The organism is Gemmatimonadota bacterium (assembly GCA_016719105.1).
In the GTDB taxonomy this organism is placed as follows: Bacteria; Gemmatimonadota; Gemmatimonadetes; order Gemmatimonadales; family Gemmatimonadaceae; genus SCN-70-22.
Genome location: JADKAQ010000001.1, coordinates 322,187 through 341,653, shown reverse-complemented (window position 1 = coordinate 341,653; position 19,467 = coordinate 322,187). Strand labels below are relative to the sequence as shown.

General features: G+C 70.5%; 15 protein-coding genes and 1 riboswitch. Of the genes, 3 read left to right on the top strand and 12 right to left on the bottom strand.

Annotated features, from left to right (window positions below):
* Window positions 1-47: 47 nt before the first annotated feature.
* The 4 genes from IPN47_01435 to IPN47_01420 form a co-directional block, all read right to left on the bottom strand.
* The gene (locus IPN47_01435) at window positions 48-1,223 is read right to left on the bottom strand and encodes an HlyD family efflux transporter periplasmic adaptor subunit (protein MBK9406711.1); all 1,176 of its coding nucleotides are present in this window, start codon (window positions 1,221-1,223) and stop codon (window positions 48-50) included.
* A gap of 4 nt (window positions 1,224-1,227) precedes the next feature.
* Window positions 1,228-3,591: an ABC transporter permease gene (locus IPN47_01430; GenBank protein MBK9406710.1), complete on the bottom strand. Its 2,364-nt coding sequence runs from the start codon at window positions 3,589-3,591 to the stop codon at window positions 1,228-1,230.
* A 2-nt stretch (window positions 3,592-3,593) separates the two neighbouring features.
* Window positions 3,594-4,253 carry an ABC transporter ATP-binding protein gene (locus tag IPN47_01425; GenBank protein MBK9406709.1) on the bottom strand — a complete coding sequence of 220 codons (660 nt, stop codon included), beginning with the start codon at window positions 4,251-4,253 and terminating at the stop codon, window positions 3,594-3,596.
* Between the two features lie 232 nt (window positions 4,254-4,485).
* The gene (locus IPN47_01420; protein MBK9406708.1) at window positions 4,486-4,980 is read right to left on the bottom strand and encodes a hypothetical protein; all 495 of its coding nucleotides are present in this window, start codon (window positions 4,978-4,980) and stop codon (window positions 4,486-4,488) included.
* A gap of 308 nt (window positions 4,981-5,288) precedes the next feature.
* Between IPN47_01420 and IPN47_01415 the strand changes: the two genes are divergently transcribed.
* Window positions 5,289-6,191 carry a pirin family protein gene (locus IPN47_01415; protein ID MBK9406707.1) on the top strand — a complete coding sequence of 301 codons (903 nt, stop codon included), beginning with the start codon at window positions 5,289-5,291 and terminating at the stop codon, window positions 6,189-6,191.
* A gap of 35 nt (window positions 6,192-6,226) precedes the next feature.
* Here the strand turns inward: IPN47_01415 and IPN47_01410 are convergent, their stop codons facing one another.
* The 4 genes from IPN47_01410 to IPN47_01395 all read right to left on the bottom strand — a co-directional run bounded on the left by IPN47_01410 (window position 6,227) and on the right by IPN47_01395 (window position 10,124).
* The gene (locus IPN47_01410) at window positions 6,227-6,709 is read right to left on the bottom strand and encodes a nuclear transport factor 2 family protein (protein ID MBK9406706.1); all 483 of its coding nucleotides are present in this window, start codon (window positions 6,707-6,709) and stop codon (window positions 6,227-6,229) included.
* A gap of 8 nt (window positions 6,710-6,717) precedes the next feature.
* Window positions 6,718-7,185, bottom strand: a complete 468-nt coding sequence (locus IPN47_01405) for a nuclear transport factor 2 family protein (GenBank protein MBK9406705.1) — start codon at window positions 7,183-7,185, stop codon at window positions 6,718-6,720.
* A gap of 176 nt (window positions 7,186-7,361) precedes the next feature.
* A complete protein-coding gene (locus IPN47_01400) occupies window positions 7,362-9,608 on the bottom strand; it encodes a xanthine dehydrogenase family protein molybdopterin-binding subunit (GenBank protein ID MBK9406704.1) in 2,247 nt (748 codons plus the stop codon).
* Between the two features lie 9 nt (window positions 9,609-9,617).
* On the bottom strand, window positions 9,618-10,124 hold the full coding sequence (locus IPN47_01395; GenBank protein ID MBK9406703.1) for a (2Fe-2S)-binding protein: 507 nt from the start codon (window positions 10,122-10,124) through the stop codon (window positions 9,618-9,620).
* A 193-nt stretch (window positions 10,125-10,317) separates the two neighbouring features.
* Here IPN47_01395 and IPN47_01390 point away from each other — a divergent pair, with 193 nt between their 5' ends.
* On the top strand, window positions 10,318-10,566 hold the full coding sequence (locus tag IPN47_01390; GenBank protein ID MBK9406702.1) for a hypothetical protein: 249 nt from the start codon (window positions 10,318-10,320) through the stop codon (window positions 10,564-10,566).
* A 56-nt stretch (window positions 10,567-10,622) separates the two neighbouring features.
* On the opposite strand, the gene IPN47_01385 is transcribed toward IPN47_01390, so the two are convergent.
* The 3 genes from IPN47_01385 to IPN47_01375 form a co-directional block, all read right to left on the bottom strand.
* Window positions 10,623-11,222: a CbrC family protein gene (locus tag IPN47_01385; protein MBK9406701.1), complete on the bottom strand. Its 600-nt coding sequence runs from the start codon at window positions 11,220-11,222 to the stop codon at window positions 10,623-10,625.
* 50 nt (window positions 11,223-11,272) lie between these two features.
* Window positions 11,273-13,189, bottom strand: coding sequence for an ATP-dependent DNA helicase RecQ (locus IPN47_01380; protein MBK9406700.1), 1,917 nt, complete (start codon window positions 13,187-13,189; stop codon window positions 11,273-11,275).
* 99 nt (window positions 13,190-13,288) lie between these two features.
* On the bottom strand, window positions 13,289-14,908 hold the full coding sequence (locus tag IPN47_01375; protein MBK9406699.1) for a D-aminoacylase: 1,620 nt from the start codon (window positions 14,906-14,908) through the stop codon (window positions 13,289-13,291).
* 205 nt (window positions 14,909-15,113) lie between these two features.
* On the opposite strand from IPN47_01375, the gene IPN47_01370 reads away from it, so the two are divergent.
* Window positions 15,114-16,904, top strand: coding sequence for a M28 family peptidase (locus IPN47_01370; GenBank protein MBK9406698.1), 1,791 nt, complete (start codon window positions 15,114-15,116; stop codon window positions 16,902-16,904).
* A 96-nt stretch (window positions 16,905-17,000) separates the two neighbouring features.
* On the opposite strand, the gene IPN47_01365 is transcribed toward IPN47_01370, so the two are convergent.
* Window positions 17,001-19,184 (bottom strand): TonB-dependent receptor, encoded by a 2,184-nt coding sequence (locus IPN47_01365; protein MBK9406697.1) that lies wholly within the window; start codon window positions 19,182-19,184, stop codon window positions 17,001-17,003.
* A riboswitch (TPP riboswitch) is annotated at window positions 19,176-19,279 on the bottom strand. Its footprint overlaps the gene before it by 9 nt.
* Window positions 19,280-19,467 lie beyond the last annotated feature (188 nt).

The following is a 19,467-nucleotide window of genomic DNA, read 5'->3' as shown; positions in this document are numbered from 1 at the left end:
GCGTTCGCGACCGCTCAGAAGAGCCGTAGCAGCTGTGCAGCGAAGCGTTAGGGGAGCGCGCGCACGCGCCCACCGTCGCGGACCCGCTCATCCGGGCGCACGATCACGAGAGCGCCCGGCGAGACGCCGCCGAGCAGCTCGACTTCACGGGCCCCGCGGCGGCCGATTGTGACCGGGACTCGTCGTGCCACTCCGTCCTCGACCCGATAGACGGCCCACCCGGAGTCGAGCGGCACTAGCGCCGCCGACGGGACGCGCAACACCTGCGCGCCCTCCCACAGGATGATGCTCACGTCGACCTCGAAGCCGTCTCCAAGCCCCGACACGGGGGCTTCGAAGGTCCCGATCACGTTGACTCGCTGCTCGTCGACACCGAGCGCCGAACGCTTGGTGAAGGCCGCCGGCTCCACGCGCGACACGTGCGCCACGATGGGAGCACGCCCCGACGTGCGGACCTCAAGGCGCATCCCCACCGCCACGTGCGACGCATCGCGCGACAGGATGTCGCTGACCACCTCGAGGCTCCCCGGGTCTCCGACCTCGACCAACGGCGTGCCGGCCACGACGACGCGGTCGTGCGCCTCGAAGAGACGAAGCACGCGACCACGGATGGGCGACCGGACCAGAACCGGGACGCCCGCCGCGCGTCCACCGGGATCGGCGCCGAGGAGCGTCGCGCGCGTCGCCCGTTCCCCCTCGCGCGCCGCCGACACGCGCGCGTTGGCCGCGTCGAGTTCCCGTTCGCGAGCCAGCACGAGCGCCTCGGCCTGCTCGCGCTCCCGATCGGGCAACGCCCCTTCCGTGGCCAGGCGACGGGCGCGAACGCGATCGCGGCGCGCCTCGTCGAGCAGCAGTTGCACCTGCTGCACCTGTGCGCGGGCCTCCTGCGTTCGACTCGCGGCCTGCGCCACGAGCGCCTGCGCCTCGGCGCGCGAACGCGGGTCGAGCGGCGACGGATGCAACGTGGCCACCACACCGCCGACCTCGACCGAATCGCCGGCGGCGAGGCGATTCTCGTCGACGCGCCCGCTCACCGGCGCTGCGATCTCGACGTGATGACGCACGCGGGTGAGTCCATCCTCTTCGAGCGTCACCCGCAGCGTCCCCACGGTCACGGGGGCGATCTCCACCTCGAGCGGTGCGGGACGGAGGCGCCAGACGACGATCCCCACCGCCGCCGCCGCTCCAACGATCCACAGCACCTGCGCTCGCGTCACGCGCATGGGGTCACTCCCGGGTCTTGAGGACAGCCACGAGGTCCAGCCGATCGATGCGTCGGCGGACGATGATCGCCGACAGCACGGCGGCGATGGACACCGCGACCGCACCGAAAAGATAGGTCGCGGGGCGCGCCACGATCGGAATCCGGAACAGCGCCGATTCGAAGCGCGCGGCGATCAGCCAGCTGAAGGCGTACGCCACGGCGAAGGCGACCGGAAACGACGCGATCGTGAGTGCCGCTTGCTCACCGAGCAGCATCCCCGCGACCTCGCCGCGGGTAAAGCCGAGGATCCGCAGGCTCGCGAGCTCGCGCCCGCGTTCCGAGAGCGCGACGCGCGCCCCGTTGTAGACAATCCCGGCCGCGATCACGCAGGCGAATCCGAGCGTGAAGGCGAGCGAAATCGTAAAGCTCTCGGCGATCGTGCGCTCGAAGCTGTCGAGCATGGCGCGCCGGACCGCGACACCGCTCACCGCGGGCATCGCCTTGAGGCGAGCATACAGGGTGTCGAGGCGACGGGGATCGGCGCGCACGATGGCGCCGGAGTAGAGCGGCACGCCGCCCTGCAGCTGCTGCATGGCATCGGGCGCCATGTACGCGGCGGAGCCGAGCATGTCGCGGTTTGTCCCGGAGACGATGACGGTGGTCACCGCCCGAGTCCCCTCGAGCCACTCGAGCTGGACCTGGTCGCCGCGCCGGGCTCCGATGCGCAGGGCCAGCGATTCGGAGAGCAGGATCCCCTCCGCCGGCACGCGGCGGATCGAGCGGTCCATCGCCACGACGCGTCGAAGCGCCGCGTCGGAGGGATAGACGAGTATCGCGGTGCGATACGTCGCGGCATGGTGCCGCACGCGCACCGGGACGACGCGAAAGCCCTCTGCCTCGAGCACACCGACCTCTCGCGCAATGTCGCGCACCGACTGTGCCCGCTGCGGCTCGCGGAAGGTGACGGTGAGATCACCACGCTCGACGACGTCGAACTGCAGCATCTTGATGAAGTCGACCGCGTCGAACATCCCCTGCGTGGCGATCACGAGCCCGCCAGCGAGGGCCAACCCCGCGATGGCGAGAACCGTCTTGCCCGGACGTCGCGCGAGGTTTCGCGCCACGATGGCGTGTCGTGGCGAGCGCGTCACGAGCGCCAGCAGCGACTCCAGGGCTCCGCGCCGGAAGCGCGCCGGCGCCTCCGGGCGCATCGCCTCCGCCGGCGGCAACGAGCCCCCGCGCATCACGGCGCCTAACGCGCCAAGCACTCCCGCCCCGACGCCGATCGCGGCGGCCGCCGCGGCGATCGTCCAGTCCGGCACGAAGGCGGCCGAGGGGAACTGGTAGAAGCGCGCGTACACCACGGCGAGCCGCGACGCGAACCAGAGCCCGAAGAGCGTTCCCGCCACGACGCCGCCCGCGACCGGGACCATCGCCAGTGCCAGGTAGTGGCGGGCAATCGCGACGTTCCCGTAGCCGAACGCCTTGAGCGTGGCGATCTGCTCTCGCTGCATCCCGACCAGTCGCGACAGCACCACGTGGAGCAGGAAGGCGGTGACGGCAAGGAAGATGGCGGGGAGGATGATGCTCGTGACCTGCGTCTCGTCGATCTCACCTTCGAGGAACTGGTGCGACACCTGATCGGCGCGGGGATACGCACCCACCGAGCCGAACGGGGCGAGCAGCGTGTCGACCGCCTCGAGCACCGACGCCGGAACGACGCCCGGCGCGAGCGTGAGGGCCAGGTCGTTGAAGGCCCCCGCGAGATCGAAGGCGGCGGCCAGCGACGCGCGCCCCATCCAGAGCACCCCAAACCGGCGGTTGTCGGGAAAGAGGCTCGCCGCGGCGATCTCGTACACGTACTCGGGGGAGACACCCGTCCCAACGATGCGCAGCCACCGCCAACGCCCGTTGAGCACGACACCGATCGAGTCGCCAAGGGCGAGTCCGTTGGCCGCCGCGAAGGCGCGCGACGCGACGACCTCGTCCTCGTTCGCCGGCACCGGCCAGCGCCCCTCCGACAGGTGCACCTCGTTGAGCGACGTCGTCCGCGGCACGGGCACGGAGACGAGTCGAACGACCGCCGGCTCCGCGAGTCGCGGCACGTCGGCGACCACGTCGGCCACGATGCGCGCGTCGACATTCGCGACACCTCGCAACGCCTGGAGCTCCTGTACCACGCGCAGCGGCGCGCGGCGGACCGGCGCAAAGACATCGGCGAAGCGCGCCGACGCGTAGTACGCGCGCTGGGAGCCACGCAGGTGCCCGTGCATGCTGCGCAGCGCGACAAAGGTCGCGATGCCGCATGCCACCACCGCCGCGATCGCCGTCATCTGCCCGCGATAGTGCCAGGCGTCGCGCAGGAGCTTCCGCGTGAGCGCTCGCATGGTCACCACTCCAGCAACCGGGCGGGAACGCGCACGGCGTTGCGCACTTCCTCCACGATGCGCCCGCTGCGCATGCGCAGGACGCGATGCGCCATCTGCGCGATCGTGGCGTTATGCGTGATGACCACGGTCGTGGTCCCCATCTCGCGATTGATCTCGGCGAGCGCCTCGAGGACGATGATCCCGGTCTCGGCGTCGAGCGCTCCCGTGGGCTCGTCGCAGAGCAGGACGTCGGGGCGCTTGGCGAGGGCACGGGCGATCGCCACGCGTTGCTGTTCCCCGCCCGACATCTGCGACGGAAAGTGATCGAGGCGCTCGGTGAGCCCGACGCGCGCCAACGCCTCCTCGGCCGTCATCGGTCGGTCGGCGATCTCCGTCACCAGCGCGACATTCTCGCGGGCGGTGAGGCTGGGGATGAGGTTGTAGAACTGGAAGACGAAACCGACGTGCTCGCGCCGGTACCGCGTGAGTTCGGCTTCGGACGCGGCGACCAGGTCGTGGTCCCGAAAGTGGACGTCGCCGGAGGTGGGCGCATCCAATCCGCCGAGGATGTTGAGCAGCGTGGACTTGCCGCTGCCCGAGGGACCGAGGATGACGACGAACTCGCCGGGAAAGAGGTCGAGATCGACCCCCTGCAGGGCGTGGACGTCGACATCCCCCATGCGGTAGGTCTTGGCGAGGGCGCGGGCGTGGAAGATCGCCGGTCGCGTGGGGCCGGACCCGAGGGTCCCGGGCGTCGGTGACCCGTCGGGCGATTCCACGCTCGGTGCCTCAGGCAGTCCGTCGTTGGATATGTTCGCCACGCTCCCTCCATCACCTAAACAAGGCTAGAAGGCGGGATATGGAGCGTCTGTCGGCCCCGCGCGACGCGCTGGTCAGCGCGCCCCTGACAGCTCAGCGCCCCCGGCCGACGGCCGACAGGCGTGAGGGTGTCCAGACGTACACCGCCGCCCAGGCTCCGGGCATCTCGTCGGGGATGGACCACGGCGCGCCTCCCTGTCGCGACAACGGGACGACCAGCGAGTCGGCAGAGGCGATGACGAGGATTCCACGCGCCGGCAGCGCAGCCCCTCGGCGCTGCAGCGCCAGCTGGAGCGACATCTCCCCCGAGACGCGCAGTGGCGTGGCCCCCGTCTCGGGAAAGACGACATCGCGTGCCTGCGTCGCAGGATCGACCTCGACAACGGTGACGAAGACGGGGTGCTGGGCCGAAACCGTCAGCACGCCGGCCACGGGCTCGAAGCCGAGCGCAGGCATGAGGTCGGGCTCGGCGCCGAAAAGTTGCAGCGGCGCAACGCGTGTCACGGCAGGGGCGCCGCGGTGGCAGGCCGTCGCCAGGGCGAGTGCCACGAGTGCGAGCACGAGCGGTCGCGGGAGGATTCGGATCACAGCGAGGGAGTCCAGATGACGCCCGGCAAAGGCGATGGGAGCACGCGACGTTGGCGGCCGATATCGGCCCGCGCCGTCGGCGCGCGCTATTCGCGCGACGAGGGAGCGCCGGCGTGAGAACGTGACATGGATCACAGGCGAGAATCGGGCCATCTGTTCACGGGGGACGGTCGTTGCGATGGCGCCGGGAATTGGACGGCTCCCGGGCGCGGCGCTAGCGTTCGGAGGTCGGCGAGCGGCCATTCTGACCGATGGTGCCCGTCCGATCCCGCGCGTCGTTGTTCGTGAGTCCCCCTCCCTCGCCGGCCATGTCCATCCGCCCCGTCTCGAGCATCACCCCCGCCCTTCCTACCATGGAGGGGGCCGGCGTGAAGCTGCATCGCGCCTTCGGCTTCCACGATCCGGAGGCCCAGGATCCATTCCTGCTCTTCGACGATTTCCGCAACGAGCGCCCGTCGGACTACCTGCGCGGCTTTCCGTGGCACCCGCATCGCGGGATCGAGACGATCACCTACGTGCTGGCGGGGACGGTGGACCATGCCGACTCGCTGGGAAACGCCGGGTCGTTAGGCGGTGGCGACGTGCAGTGGATGACCGCGGGGCGCGGGATCCTGCACCAGGAGATGCCGCACGGCGACGCGACCGGACGTATGCACGGCTTCCAGCTCTGGGCCAACCTCCCCTCGTCGCTCAAGATGACGACGCCGCGCTACCAGGACGTCTCGTCGCGCGACATCCCGGAGATCATCGACGACGACGGCACATGCGTGCGCGTCGTGTGCGGCGAGTTCTGGGGGCAGCGTGGCCCCGTGGAAGGGATCGCCGCTGATCCACGATATCTCGATGTCCGGATCCCCGCCGGGCGTCGCAAGGTCCTCCCGGTTGAGGTCACGCGCCACGCCTTTGCCTACGTGTTCGAGGGGAGCGCCTCGTTCCGCGATGCCTCGGATCCGTTCGGCGTGCTGACCGAGGGGGCGGACTCGCATGACGCCCCGGTCCGCGAGGAGGCCGGCGATCGATCGCTGGTCACGTTCGACCGGGGCGACGAGGTCGTCGTGCGCGCCGGCGAACAGGGCGTGCGCTTCCTCCTGGTGTCGGGGCGCCCGCTGGCGGAGCCGGTCGCCTGGTATGGGCCGATCGTGATGAACACGCAGGCCGAACTGCGCCAGGCCATGCAGGAGCTGCGCGACGGATCGTTCATCACGCGTTAGGCGATGGCGCCCGGAGGGGGGCGACGGCGGTCGCGCTAGGGCAGCCGGGTCGCCTGAAACGCGGCGAGTTGCCAGTGCCCGCCCCGCTCCACCCACACGTCGGTGAACCGGATGCGATACGGGGTCGCCTGCGCCTTGAGCTTGACGCGCAGGATGCCGGTCACCACACCGCTGCTGCCATACGAGCGCGCGTGCAGCGAATCCGGCGTGAGGTAGTCGAGCGCGTATGGACCGCCGGGGCCCACCTCGGCGAGCACCTTGCCCTTGTCGTCCAGCACGCCGCTCGACCGCGCATAGGTCAGGTCGGCGGCGAGCAGGGTGTCGAGCGAGGCGCGGTCGGCGGTGAAGTCGGCGGCCACGCGCGCTTCCGTCAGGCGCAACAATCGCTGCTCGGCGGGCGACTGGGCTCCGGCGACGGGGGCGAGGGCCGCAACGCCCGCGGCGAGCAGGAGCGCGGTGCCCCAGCGACGCGCGGCTGGTGACCACCGGGGATGGGATGCGGCGCGACGGTCGGCCATGCGGTTGCCTAACGGGCTGAAGGAGCGTTGGTATTGTCGATGTCGGCGGCGATCATCCACGGGCCGGTCCCGCGCCGCGTGAGGGCGAGGACGAACTTGCCCAGGTCGCCGGTGCCGTCACCGTAGCGATATGCCCCGATGATGTAGCCCACGGAGTCCGCCGTGGCAAACGCGAGGGCGCGGAGCCGCAGATCGCCCCCCGGTCCCTGATAGGCGGCGATGATCGCCGGTCGGCCGGGGGCCGGCGGCCGCCCGTTGGGGAGCGCCATCCCGTCCTCCGAGAAGAGCGCGGCGACCCCCGCGGCATCGCCAGCCCGCCAGCCGCGCTCGTAGTCGCGCAACACCCGCGCGAGCGCGGCGGGGAGCTGGACCGACGGTGGTTGTCCCGTCGCCGGAGCGTAGTCCTGTGCGGCAAGCGCGGCGACCGGCGCGAACGTGGCGGCGACGAACAGGAGGGCGAAACGATGGAGGCGCATAAGGTCCAGACGGTGGGTGATGAGGGGAGATCATGGATTCGCACCACACGCGGCGCCAGCGCCGAGGGACGAACCGTTCGCGCGGTGAGCCAGCGGCCACCGAAGGCCGACCCATACGCCACGAGGGCGACCGTTGCCGGTCGCCCTCGCGCGTTCGCCCGCATCCTCCGTTGGCGTTAGGCCCAGCGGAAGCCGCTCTTGGACAGCGGGAGCGTACGCACCCGCTTGCCCGTCGCCGCATAGATCGCGTTGCACAGCGCCGGGACGACCGGCGGGAGCGCCGGCTCACCCATGCCGGTCGGCGAGAACGGGGTGATGCGGTAGTGCACCTCGACCGGCGGCGCCTGCCGCATGCGCAGGAGTTGGTACTGGTTGAAGTTCCCCTGCTCGGTGCGCCCGGCCTTGACGGTGATTTCCTGCGTCATCGCCTCCGAGAGCCCATCGAGCACGGAGCCTTGCACCTGCTGCTCCGCGCCGCTCGGGTTGATGATCTGGTTGCCGACGTCGCCGGCGACCCAGACCTTGTGGACCTTCACGGCCCCGTTGGCGGCAACGCTCGCCTCGACCACCTCGGCGAAGTAGCCGCGGTGGCTGAAGTGGAAGGCGACCCCACGCCCCGTCCCCTTGGGCAGGCTCCCCTTCCCCCACTGCGACTTCTCGGCGACCAGTTCCAGGACGCCGCGCATGCGCCCGGCATCGTAGGCCGCGCTCCCGTCGGGGTTGGCGACGACGCGCGGGTCGCCTAACAAGTCGAGCCGGAACTGGACCGGGTCCTTCCCCGCCGCTTCCGCCAGCTCGTCGATGAACGAGTGGAAGACGAAGGCCAGCGCGTTGCTCCCCGGCGCGCGGAGCGGGCCCGTGGGGACGCCGGACGGGATGTTGGTGTTGTCGTACTGGAAGTTGGCGATGAAGCGCGACGGGAACTCGGTCGGCGCCATCCCGCTGCTGGCGCTGAAACGCTCCCCTTCGCCAAACGACACGAAGTGGTTCTTCCAGGCGACGATCTTCCCCGCGGCGTCGACACCGGCCGTGAGGTTGTGCCAGCCGGCCGGGCGGTAGAAATCGTGGCGCATGTCGTCTTCGCGCGACCAGACCAGCTTGACCGGCACCCCCGCTTCCTTGGCGATCCAGGCCGCTTCCACCATGTAGTCGTTGCTGAGGCGCCGGCCAAAGCCGCCGCCGCAGCGGGTCATGTGGATGGTGACCGCCTTCTCCTCGATGCCTAACGTCTTGGCCACGAGCTGGCGCCCCGGCTGCGGATTCTGCGTCGGCGCCCAGACCTCCAGCGTGCCGTTGCTGAACGACGCCGTGCAGTTCTGCGGTTCGAGCGTGGCGTGCGAAATGAACGGATAGAAGTACGACGCCGAGACGACCTTGGCGGCCGTCGCGAGTGCGGCGTCAGGATCACCGTCCTTGCGCAGCGTCTTGAACGGCGCGGCCTTGGCGATCTCCGCCGCCTTGGCGGCGAAGCTGTCGCTCCCCTGCGTGGCAGTCGTCCCCTCGTCCCAGGTGACCTGCAGCTGCGCGCGCGCCTTCTGCGCGTACCACCAGCTGTCGGCGACGATCGCCACGCCGCCGAGCAGGCCGTTGAGCGCCGTCCCGCCCTCCACGACGAAGGCCGTCTTGATCCCCGGCATCGCCTTGATGGCGTCGACGTTGGCCGACTTGACCTTGCCGCCGAACACCGGGCACTTCTCGAAGATGGCGTACTTCATCCCCGGTACGGAGACGTCGATGCCAAACAGCGGCTTGCCGGTGATGACCTTGGCGTTGTCGACCCCCTTGGTGAACTTCCCGATGATGCGGAAGTCCTTGGGGTTCTTGAGGGTGACGGTCTTGAGGTCGGGGGCGGTGAGGGCGGCGGCCGCGGTCACCAGCTCGCCGTAGCCGATACGCCGCCCCGAGGACGCGTGGTGCACCGTCCCCGCCGTGGTCGTGAGTTCGGTCGCGCTGACGCCCCACTTGGCGGCGGCGGCGGCGACCAGCATCTGGCGCCCCGCGGCGCCGACGCGGCGGTGCTCGTCCCAGTTCATCGGCGTGGCGGTGCTCCCACCGGCAAACTGCTGCCCGTACTTGTCGGGCTCACTGTCACCCTGCGCGACCGTCACGGTGCCCCAGTCGACATCCAGCTCCTCGGCGATGATCATCGGGAGCATCGTCTTGATCCCCTGGCCGATCTCGGGGTTCTTGTTGACGATGGTCACCTTGCCGTCGGGCGTCAGGCGAATGTAGACGTTCGGCGCGAAGACATCGGCGGTCGCCGTCGGGTGCAACGCGGCCACGGTGCCGGCGAGCGCCTCCGCGGGGCGGATGTACGCGCCGAGCAGCAGTCCGCCACCGGCGATCGCCGACACGCGGAGGAAGTCGCGGCGATCGACGCCCGTCGGCTCCTGGCGCCCCGTGGAGTTCTTGAGCGAGTCCATGGCGCCTCCTTATGCGTTGTCGTCGCCCGACCGGCCGGTCGGGACGGTGGTGTGCTGCAGCGACCCGGCGGCCTGGTGAATCGCCTGCTTGATGCGCAGGTAGGTCGCACACCGGCAGATGTTCCCGTTCATCGCCGCGTCGATCTGCTCGTCGGTCGGCTTGGGCGTCTTCACCAGGAGCGCCGTCGCCGCCATGAGCTGCCCGGCCTGGCAGTAACCGCACTGCGGGACGTCGAGTTCATCCCACGCCTGCTGCAGCGCGGTGAGCGTCGTTCCGTCGGGGGAGATCCCCTCGATGGTCGTGATATTCGCGCCGACCGACGCCGCGACCGTGGTGCGGCACGAGCGAGTTGGGGCGCCGTCCTTGTGCACGGTGCAGGCGCCGCATTGCCCGATGCCGCAGCCGAACTTCGTCCCCTTCAGGTCGAGGACGTCGCGCAGGACCCACAGGAGCGGCATGTCGGCCGGGACGTCGACCGTGTGGGTCTTCCCGTTGACCTTGAGTGTGTACGCCATGGTGGGACGGGGCTGGAAGGGGACGATCGGAGGGATGCTGCCCGCGGTAATCTTACGCGCTCGGCGCGCTCGGCGCTGGGGGCGGGGACAACACGCGACCACCGCAGGACGGGGTGCGGGCGTCGGCCGCGGCGCGCATCTTCCGCCACGTCCCGCTCCCTCAGCCCTCTCCGGGTCCCGGACCCACTGCGGCATGATCCCTCCCGACCTGCACCCCGCGCTCCGCCTCCTTCTGGACGTCGAGCTCGCCGCCGGCAACGCGATCCGAGAGGTCGGGCGCGACTTCCCCGTACCGGGGAGCCTGGTCGTGCAGCTTCGCGAGCCGTTCCGGCAGAAACCGGTCGTCCTCCCCGACGGCGTGACACATCTCGCGGTGAACGACCCTCACTGGTGGATGGACGAGTACCGGGCGGGCGACCCGCCGCACCTACTCGTCGGCTGAGGAGCGGCCCCGTGGAGCACGCGGCGACGTGGGGCGTGCGTCGATGTCCGAGCAGGCTACCCGTGATCGACGTACACCGGCATGCCGTCGCAGTGCAGGCACTGGAAGATGTACGCGGTGGGACTGCCATCAGGCGTCAACGATTCGAGCAAACGTCCTGCAGCGCCGCCGGAGATCGAGAGCTCGTGCACGATGTACGTCATCAGCGCGCCTTCCAGTCGACGGTAGCGCGCGCGAATGTCGCCGATTCCTGCCGGGGTCACGAAGGCCGCCGGTTCGCCACAGCAACTCGGCCAGCGCTCCGGTTGCCACGCGTTGAAACCCGGCGTGCGCTCGACGATCGCGTCGATGTGCACCGGCTCGGCGTCGGCGTCGAACGCCTCGCTGTCGACGAACGTGGCCCCAAAGCGCCGATGCGCCTCACCGTCGGCGATGCACCACGGGCAGAGCGCGTCATCGAGGTCGTCTTCGGCGTAGACCGGGCCGACGTAGACGTACCCGCGCGCCGCGCCACAACAGGCGCAGCGATCGGTCGACGGCACGACGCTCCCGCTCGCGACGGGATCGGGATGGTATCGAAAAGCCGGCAGTGCGGGAGTCGCGTCGCTCATGAGTCCGAGACCGAGGAAGACGTGTCCAGTATCGCGCGGATTCACGCGACCGTCCACCGCCCTCCCGCCGAGCCGCGACGAAAGAGACGATCGTCCTAGCGCACCGCGTCTCGCACCACGTCGATCAGGGCCTCACCGTACCGAGCCGCCTTGGCCGCCCCGATGCCGTAGATCCCCTCGAGGGCCGAGAGCGTGCGCGGCCGCAGTTCGGCGATTTCGTGCAGCGTGCGGTCGCTGGCTACGACGTAGGGCGGCACGTGCTCCGCGCGCGCGAGTTCGAGACGCCGGGCGCGCAGCGCCTGGAAGAGCGCGGCATCCTCTTCGGAGAGCGCGGAGACCTCGGGGCGCGGTCGCGTCCCACGTCCGGCAGCGGCGCCGCGCGTGCGCTCGGCCGGGCGCCGAGGGGCGTCGCTCGGGAGGAGGAGCCGGACCGGGCCGGTGCCGAAGAGGACGCCCTTCCCCGCCGGCGTGAGGGCGACCATGGGGCGATCGCCCCCGGTGAAGTCGACCCACCCGGCGGTGACGCAGCGGCGCAGCAGCGCGGTGATCCACTCCTCGCTGCGCCCGCGCAGGGCGCCGAAGGTGCGCGTTTCGTGCAGCCCCGATCGTTCGAGGCGCGGGTCGGGGAGCCCCGCCAGGAGCTTGACCGCTGCCTGCAGCCCGAACCGGTTGTGGGTTCGCGCCACCGCGCTCAGCGCCTTGCGCACCGCAATCGCCGTCTCCTCGGCGTCGGCAGCGTTAGGCTCCTCGAGTGCGGTGCAGGTGTCGCAGCGGCCGCACCCCGCGAGCGTCTCGGCCTCGTCGCCGAAGTAGCGGAGGATGGCATCGTGACGGCAGCTCCCCCCTTCGGCCCATCGCATGAGTTCGAGGAAGAGCGACCAGCGGTGCTGGACGCGCGCCTGGTCCACCTCGCCGAGTTCGTTGGGCATTTCCAGCAAGCGGCGACGCAACGGGAGGTCGCCAGGCGCAATGCACAGCACCCCGATCGCGTCGGCCCCGTCGCGCCCGGCGCGCCCGACCTCCTGGTAGTACGCCTCGATCGATCCCGGCGGCGCGAGGTGCACCACGGCGCGCACGTCGGCGCGATCGATGCCCATGCCGAAGGCGTTGGTGGCGACGATGACGTCGATGTCGCCATCGCGGAACTGCTGCTGCGCGCGCTCGCGCACGTCGCCTGACAGTCCGGCGTGATACGCGGCGGTGCGCCACCCCTCGTCGGCGAGGCGCTCTTCCTCTTCCTCGGTGCGCTTGCGCGTGGGGGCATAGACGATCGCCGCGCCACGCGCCGCCTTGGGCGACCCCAGCGCCTCGGCGAGTGCCGCGTCGACCACCCGCGCATTCTCGGCTCCGCTCCGCACCTCGTGCACGCGCAACCCCAGGTTAGGGCGGGCGAAGCCGCGCACCAGTTGTGGCGTGTCGGCGCCGAGCCCCAGGCGGGCGAGGATCTCGTCCCGCACGATCGGCGTCGCAGTGGCGGTGCAGGCCATCACGCGTGCATCGGCCAGGTCCGCGACGAGGTCGCCCAGCTGCAGGTAGTCGGGGCGGAAGTCGTGTCCCCATTCCGAGATGCAGTGCGCCTCGTCGATGGCCACGAGCGGACAGTTGATCTCGCGCACGAGCGCGCGGAAGCCCGGGAAGGCGAGGCGCTCCGGGGCGACATAGGCGATCTGGAACTCGCCGCGGGCCAACGCCGACATGCGCCGGCGGATCTCCTCGCTGTCCAGCGTGGCCGCCAGGAAGGTGGCGTTGACGCCGCGCGCGGTGAGTGCGGCGACCTGGTCGTGCATGAGCGAGACCAGCGGCGACACGACGAGGGTGGTCCCCTCGAGCACGGTCGCCGGGAGCTGGTAGATCAGCGACTTCCCGCCGCCGGTGGGGGCGACCAGGAGGAGGCGCCGCTCATTGATGATGGTCTCGATGGCCTCGCGCTGGCCGGGGCGAAAGGCGTCGTAGCCGAGGCGGCGGAGGGCGGCGTCGAGATCGGGGAGCGGTGCGGGCGCGGGGTGGGACATCGCCCGCAAGTTCACGAATCGTCGCAGTGCCTCGCAACCATTCGAGTGCACATCAGTACGAAATCGCGGCGGTGCGAGGTGGCGAGAGGCGCGCCTTCACTACCGCAACGCCGGCGGTGACGCCAGACGTGCGCGCCCGAGGACCGCACGGCCAGGCAGCGCCCCCGTCAGGCTCCCGCGCTCGAGCACCGGGACGCCGTTGACGAGGAGGTGCACGACCCCGACCGAGTAGTGGTGCGGATCGGTATAGGTCGCGACGTCGCGAATGCGTGCCGGATCGAAGGCGACGAGATCGGCCGCCATGCCCTCGCGCAGCACGCCACGGTCCGCGATGCCGAGTCGCTGCGCGGGGAGTTGCGTCATCTTGTGGATCGCCTGTTCGAGCGTGAGGGTGCCGCGCTCGCGCACATACCGCGCGAGGACGCGCGGAAAGGCGCCGTAGCTGCGCGGGTGCGGGAAGCCCATCCCCAGCCCCACCACGTCGCCGTCGCTCTCGATCATCGCGAGCGGGTGCTGCAGGATGCGTTCGACATCGCGATCATCCATGCTGTGATAGATCGCGAGGAACCCTCCCGCCAGTTGCAACTCCAGCACGGCGCGCGCGCCGTTGGCCAGCGTGGGCGCCAGGCCGCGCGCCCGCACGAAGTCGGCGAGCGTCTTCCCCGCGAACTGGGGCTGCGACTCGATGGTGCTGAACTGCACGCTGGCGAGACCGGCCCCGGCCTGCTCGGGGAAGATGGCCAGCATCTCGCGCTCGATGCGCGCGCGCGTGGCGCGGTCGGCGAGGCGCGCGCGCAACGAGTCGGTCCCGCCCGCCAGCGCCCAGGCCGGGATGAGGAGGTCGGAGTACGAGGCGAAGGCGGTGTAGGGATAGACATCGTGCGACACGTCGAGCCCCGCGGCGCGCGCCGAGTCGAGGAGGGCGATGGTGCGCGTGCTCCAGCCGAACTGGGCGGCGCCGGTCACCTTGTGATGATTCACCTGCGCGGGGATCCCGGCCTCGCGCGCGATGCGAATCACCTCGCCCCACGATGCGAGCGTGCGCGGTCCTTCGTCGCGCATGTGGGTGATGTAGATCCCGCCGTAGCGGGCCGCCGGCCGCGCGAGGGCGATGACCTCGTCGGTCGTCGCGTAGGTCGCGGGGACGTACTCCAACCCGGTCGCCAACCCCAACGCCCCCTGCTGCATCGACGAGTCGACCAGGGCCACCATGTGCGCCAACTCGTCAGGCGACGGGGGGCGATTCGCGAGCCCCATGACGCGCTTGCGGATCCACGTGTGTCCGGCAAAGAAGCCGACGTTAGGCGCCGAGCGCAGGGCCGACGCATACGGCGCCAGCGGCCACGGCTCATCCTGGCTGTGCAGCGACGCGATCGTCGTGGTGATCCCCTGGCGCAGGAAGTTCTCGGCGAAGCGATCGGTGGCGATCGCGGTGCCGGCGTGCGCGTGGATGTCGATGAAGCCGGGGGCGACGACGAGGCCGCGCACATCGAGCACGCGCGTCGCCGACTCGCGCGGAATCGGCGCGGCGGAGATGCGCACGATCCGGTCGCCGACGATGGCGATGTCGCCCTGCTGCCGCGTCGCCCCGGTGCCATCGACGATGGTGCCGTTGGCCAGGACGAGGTCGTACCGGGGCGACGCCTGCCCCCGCCCCGTTGCGGGGGCGAGCACGCCCCCGAGGAGCAGGAGCGCTGCGGCGGAGCGGAGGGCAAGCATGGCGCGTGACGCGGGCGAGAGGTCGAAGGAGGACTCGCAAGTTGCCGGACACGGTGCACGAGGACAAGCATCGTCGTCGGAGGGCGGCACGACGGGGCCCCGATCCTCGCCACATCCAGCGCCCGACTCCCGGGCAGCGTACTGCAGGTAGCGTCGTATCACGGCTCCCCACAGCTTTCCCTCCCTCCCACACCAACCCGACGAGATGTCGACTTCCCGATTCTTCGCTGCGCTCGTCCTTGCGGCGGCGTGCCTCCCGGCCAGCGCGCAGGCGCAACGGCGTCCCGCACTCAACGAGTACGGCAACCCCGCCCGGCTCACACCCGCGCCGACGACGAGTGCCATCACGCCGCGCGACCTCCAGATTCGCCTGTACCAGTTTGCCGACGACTCGATGCAGGGGCGGCAGGTGGGACGCGCCGGCAACGCCAAGGGGACGGCGTACATCGCCGCGGAGCTCAAGCGCCTCGGACTCGTCCCCGCTGGTGACAACGGGAGCTTCTTCCAGGTGCTGCCGTATCACCTGCGCAAGTTCACGGACCACTCGCGCCTCACCGTCAGCGGCAACCCGCTGCAGTGGGAAGTGGATTGGGTGGCGGTCCCGGGGACGCGCGCCCCGCGCCCGATCGCGGGGGTGGAAGTCGTCTTCGGCGGCGTCGCGGGCGACACGACGCGGCAGATCAGCGCCGAACAGGCGGCGGGGAAGTTCGTCGTCGTCCTCCCCGCACCGAGCAGCGCGGCAGCGCGCGGCGGTCCGCCCGCGCGTTTCGCCCCGCCCCCGCCCTCGCGACTGGGATCAGCCGTCGCAGTGGCCACGGTCGACCTCGACGCGCTCACGCCGGCGCAGCGACGCGCGATCAACGAACCGGCGGTCGCGACGCAGTTGGCCGCTGGGCGCGGACGCCCCGGCGCACCGGCGGCGGCGACCGACTCCCTCACCTTGCTCAAGCAACAGCTCGACCAGCTCGCCCCACAGGCAGCGCTGCGCCTGACGAAGTCGGCGGCCGCACGCCTCTTCGGCACGCAGTCGGTCGAGGCGCTCCCGCTCGGCACGCGCGGCGGCTCGGTCACCGCGTCGCTCGACTTCGTCGAACTGCCGAGCGACTACGCGCGCAACGTCGTCGCCATCCTCCCGGGGAGCGATCCGGCGCTCGCCGGACAGTACGTCGCGATCGGTGCGCACAACGACCACGTCGGCTTCAACACGCCGGTCGACAAGGACTCGCTCAAGGCGTTCAACAACGAGCGCAACAAGCGCCTCCTCGCCAACAAGATGGTCGCACTCAACGCGGAGCAGCTGGCGGCGATCCGCGTGAACATGGACTCCGTCCGCCGCGTGCACCCCGTGGCGCGCCTCGACTCCATCAACAACGGCGCCGACGACGACGGCTCCGGCTCGATGGCGGTCCTCGAGATCGCCGAGTTCCTGCAGGCGCAGAAGGTGAAGCCGAAGCGCTCGACGCTCTTCGTCTGGCACACGGGCGAGGAGGCGGGGCTGATCGGGTCGGCCTTCTTCACGCGCAACCCGACGGTGCCGATGGACTCGATCGTCGCGCAGCTCAACATCGACATGATCGGCCGCGGGCGTGAGGGCGACCTTCCCGGCGGCTCCCCCGACTACCTCGGCGTCGTCGGGTCGTTCTTCGACTCCAAGGACCTGGGTGAGACCGTCGCGGCGGTGAACACGAAGCAGGCCAAGGCGCTGACCCTCGACTACAAGTACGACTCCACGCTCTCCTGGACCGGCTACAACAACATCTACGGCCGCAGCGATCACTACAACTACGCCGTGCAGGGCGTGCCCATCGCCTTCTTCTTCACGGGATTGCACGGCGACTACCACCAGCGGACCGACGAGCCGGAGTTCATCGACTACCCGCACTACGCGCGCATCACGAACTACATCCGCGACCTCACGGTCGAAGTGGCCAACGGACCTCGCCCGCGCATCAACGGGACGCGCCCGGCCAAGCCACCGCGCCCGACGGTCCCCTGACGCTCGTTGGGCATGGCATGACGGAACGGGCGGCGAGGATTCGAGTCCTCGCCGCCCGTTCTTCGTGTTCCCGCGCCGCCGAGGATAGACGCGCGGCTACCAGCTCACGTCCGCCGTGACGAAGACGCTGCGCGCGGGGAGGACGAAGTAGCGCACCGTGCCTGACGACGAGACCGAGCCGCTGCCGAACTGTTGCGAGTCGCCGAGGTTGACGCCGCGCACGGTGAGGGCGTAGCGCGAGCGCGTCCATCGCGCGGTCGCATCGAGGGTGTAGTACGAAGGGAGGACCCGGTCGGCGCTGTTCGTGTTGTCCAGGTACGCCCGCGACTGAAAGCGCCCCTCGGCCGAGACGGTGAGCGAGCGCGCCACGACGACATCGGCGCGCTGCGTGCTCATGAAGCGCGGTGTCAGGAGCGGCTGCACGTTGCGCCGCACGACCGGCGTCCCGCGCGAGGAATCCGTGAACTGCCGAATGCGGTTGGTGCTCCACGCCAGGTTGCCGCCCAGCGTGACGCGGGGGGCGGCCCGCCAGCTGCCATCGAGCTCGACGCCACGGCGGTAGCTCTCACCGACGTTGCGCCGCAGCACCGCCCCCGACGCGGTGGGGGCGCCGATGCGCGCGATGTCGTTCCGGAAATCCATGCTGTAGACGTTGGCCGCGAGGTCGAACGAGGCGCGCGCCAGCATGATGCCGGCCTCGAAGTCGCGCACGGTCTCGGGACGCACGCGCGTGAAGTCGCCGTAGTCGTCGACGTTGGTGGCGTTGAGGTCATCGTCGCCGGCGAGCAGGTCGCTGCGCGCCGGTTCACGCGTCGTCGCACCGAAGGACGCGAAGGCGCTCACCCCCTCCCCCAGTCGCATGGTGAGCCCCGCCTTGGGGTTGAGGAAGTCCCAGTCGATGGAGCGCTCGGTGATCCCGGCGTTTGCGTCGGGGGCGTAGCGGAAGGACGCGTGTCGCCCCTGCACATCAGCGAACCAGCGCACGCGCCCGACGTCGTACGAGGCCTTCACGAATCCGCTGACGTCCGACTTGTACCCGGTGTTGTCGTACAGCGTAGTGCTGGGCTGGAAGTAGCCGCGATGGTCACGCGCATAGTCGTTGGCATTGACGCCGGCGTGCAGGCGCCATGCGCCACGCTGGTGGTTGATGGCGCTGGTGACGCCATACCACGTGTGATCGAGGTTGAAGCGGTAACGATCGGCGCCGTCGAAATAGTCGTAACTCCCCGCCGCCGAGTTGCGGTACACGGTGGTGTTGAGCGACGTCCCCTCGTTGACAAGTCGCGTATAGGCGAGCGCCACCATCTGCTGGCCGAATCGGTCGCGCTCATCCGGCGCGAGCGGGTTGAAGCGGCGATTGGTCGCGAGTTCGGCGCGCGTGGCCCCCACGTACGACAGCGTGTCGGAGAGCACGCCCACCAGGGCGGTGAGCTTGACGATGGTGCGGTCGCCGAACCATCCCGCGCCGACCCGCGCCGCGCCCCCCGCCACGCCGCTGTGCTCGCGATAGCCGTCGGTTCGCAGGACTCCCGCACGCCCCTGCACGGCGAGGCGTCCCCCCGGGCCGCGCAGCCCGGAGGAAAAGCCGGCGCTGACACGCTGCGCGCCGAACGATCCCAGTTGGAGCTGCACGTCGCCGCCGCCCTCGCGCCGGGCCACCGGCATCGTCTCGAAGTTGACCGATCCGGCAAACGATGCCGTGCCAGCGCTGCTCGTCCCCACGCCGCGTTGCACCTGCACCGACTGCACGCTCGACATCAGGTCGGCGAAGTTGGCGAAGTAGAGGACCTGGTCCTCCATGTCGTTGAGCGGGATGCCATCGATCGTGATGTTGATCCGCGTCTGGTCCATGCCGCGCAAGCGCAGGTAACTGTAGCCCCAGTTGGTCCCCGTCTCGGTGTGGGCGCTCAGGGCCGGCGTCGCCCCCACGAGCAGGAGCGGAACGTCCTGGCCGAACTGTCGCTGGCGGATCGTCACCGCGGGAATCGTCGTCTGGGCGATCGGGGCCGCGTCCGAGGCACGGATGGCGGTCACGAGGACGCGCTCGATGCGGCGCACACTGTCGGCGCGCGCGCTATCGCCGCGGGCGCGGAGCGTATCGACCACCTGAGCGGCGGCCGGCCCGGCGACGAGGAGAAGCGCGGGGGCAATCGCGTAGCTAGCGAGGCGCCACGCACGCGAGAGACGAGGAGTGCGCGACAGGCGCGCGAGGCGCGACGAGCGCGCGGGGCGCGACGAGCGCGCGAGGCGCGACAGGCGCGCCCAAGGCAGGCAGGACATCGTTGGACTCCCTACGCCGGTGCGAACCGGATCAGGTTCTACGGGACTCTCTCAGCCGACGATCACTCGCGTCGCCGGCACCCCGGTCATGTGCGCGTACGTTAACCGCCTGCTCCCGGTCGGCGGTAGCCCTCGACCGAGCAGCGCGCCCGGTGCCGCGTGCCGCACACCACGCGAACGCTTTGTCGCCCCGACGTATTGATCAGGCATGGAGCGTGGTGATGCCATCTGCGCACCACCAAGCACCGCCGAGCACGCACCGCCCCGCACGCACCGCCCCGCA

Bases quoted from the DNA above. Each gene is read 5' to 3' on its own strand.
- IPN47_01395 (MBK9406703.1), bottom strand. From the start codon at position 10,124: ATGGCGTACACACTCAAGGTCAACGGGAAGACCCACACGGTCGACGTC.
- IPN47_01370 (MBK9406698.1), top strand. From the start codon at position 15,114: ATGTCGACTTCCCGATTCTTCGCTGCGCTCGTCCTTGCGGCGGCGTGC.
- IPN47_01400 (MBK9406704.1), bottom strand. From the start codon at position 9,608: ATGGACTCGCTCAAGAACTCCACGGGGCGCCAGGAGCCGACGGGCGTC.
- IPN47_01380 (MBK9406700.1), bottom strand. From the start codon at position 13,189: ATGTCCCACCCCGCGCCCGCACCGCTCCCCGATCTCGACGCCGCCCTC.
- IPN47_01435 (MBK9406711.1), bottom strand. From the start codon at position 1,223: ATGCGCGTGACGCGAGCGCAGGTGCTGTGGATCGTTGGAGCGGCGGCG.
- IPN47_01365 (MBK9406697.1), bottom strand. From the start codon at position 19,184: ATGTCCTGCCTGCCTTGGGCGCGCCTGTCGCGCCTCGCGCGCTCGTCG.
- IPN47_01430 (MBK9406710.1), bottom strand. From the start codon at position 3,591: ATGCGAGCGCTCACGCGGAAGCTCCTGCGCGACGCCTGGCACTATCGC.
- IPN47_01425 (MBK9406709.1), bottom strand. From the start codon at position 4,253: ATGGGGGATGTCGACGTCCACGCCCTGCAGGGGGTCGATCTCGACCTC.
- IPN47_01390 (MBK9406702.1), top strand. From the start codon at position 10,318: ATGATCCCTCCCGACCTGCACCCCGCGCTCCGCCTCCTTCTGGACGTC.
- IPN47_01410 (MBK9406706.1), bottom strand. From the start codon at position 6,709: ATGGCCGACCGTCGCGCCGCATCCCATCCCCGGTGGTCACCAGCCGCG.
- IPN47_01405 (MBK9406705.1), bottom strand. From the start codon at position 7,185: ATGCGCCTCCATCGTTTCGCCCTCCTGTTCGTCGCCGCCACGTTCGCG.
- IPN47_01415 (MBK9406707.1), top strand. From the start codon at position 5,289: ATGTCCATCCGCCCCGTCTCGAGCATCACCCCCGCCCTTCCTACCATG.
- IPN47_01375 (MBK9406699.1), bottom strand. From the start codon at position 14,908: ATGCTTGCCCTCCGCTCCGCCGCAGCGCTCCTGCTCCTCGGGGGCGTG.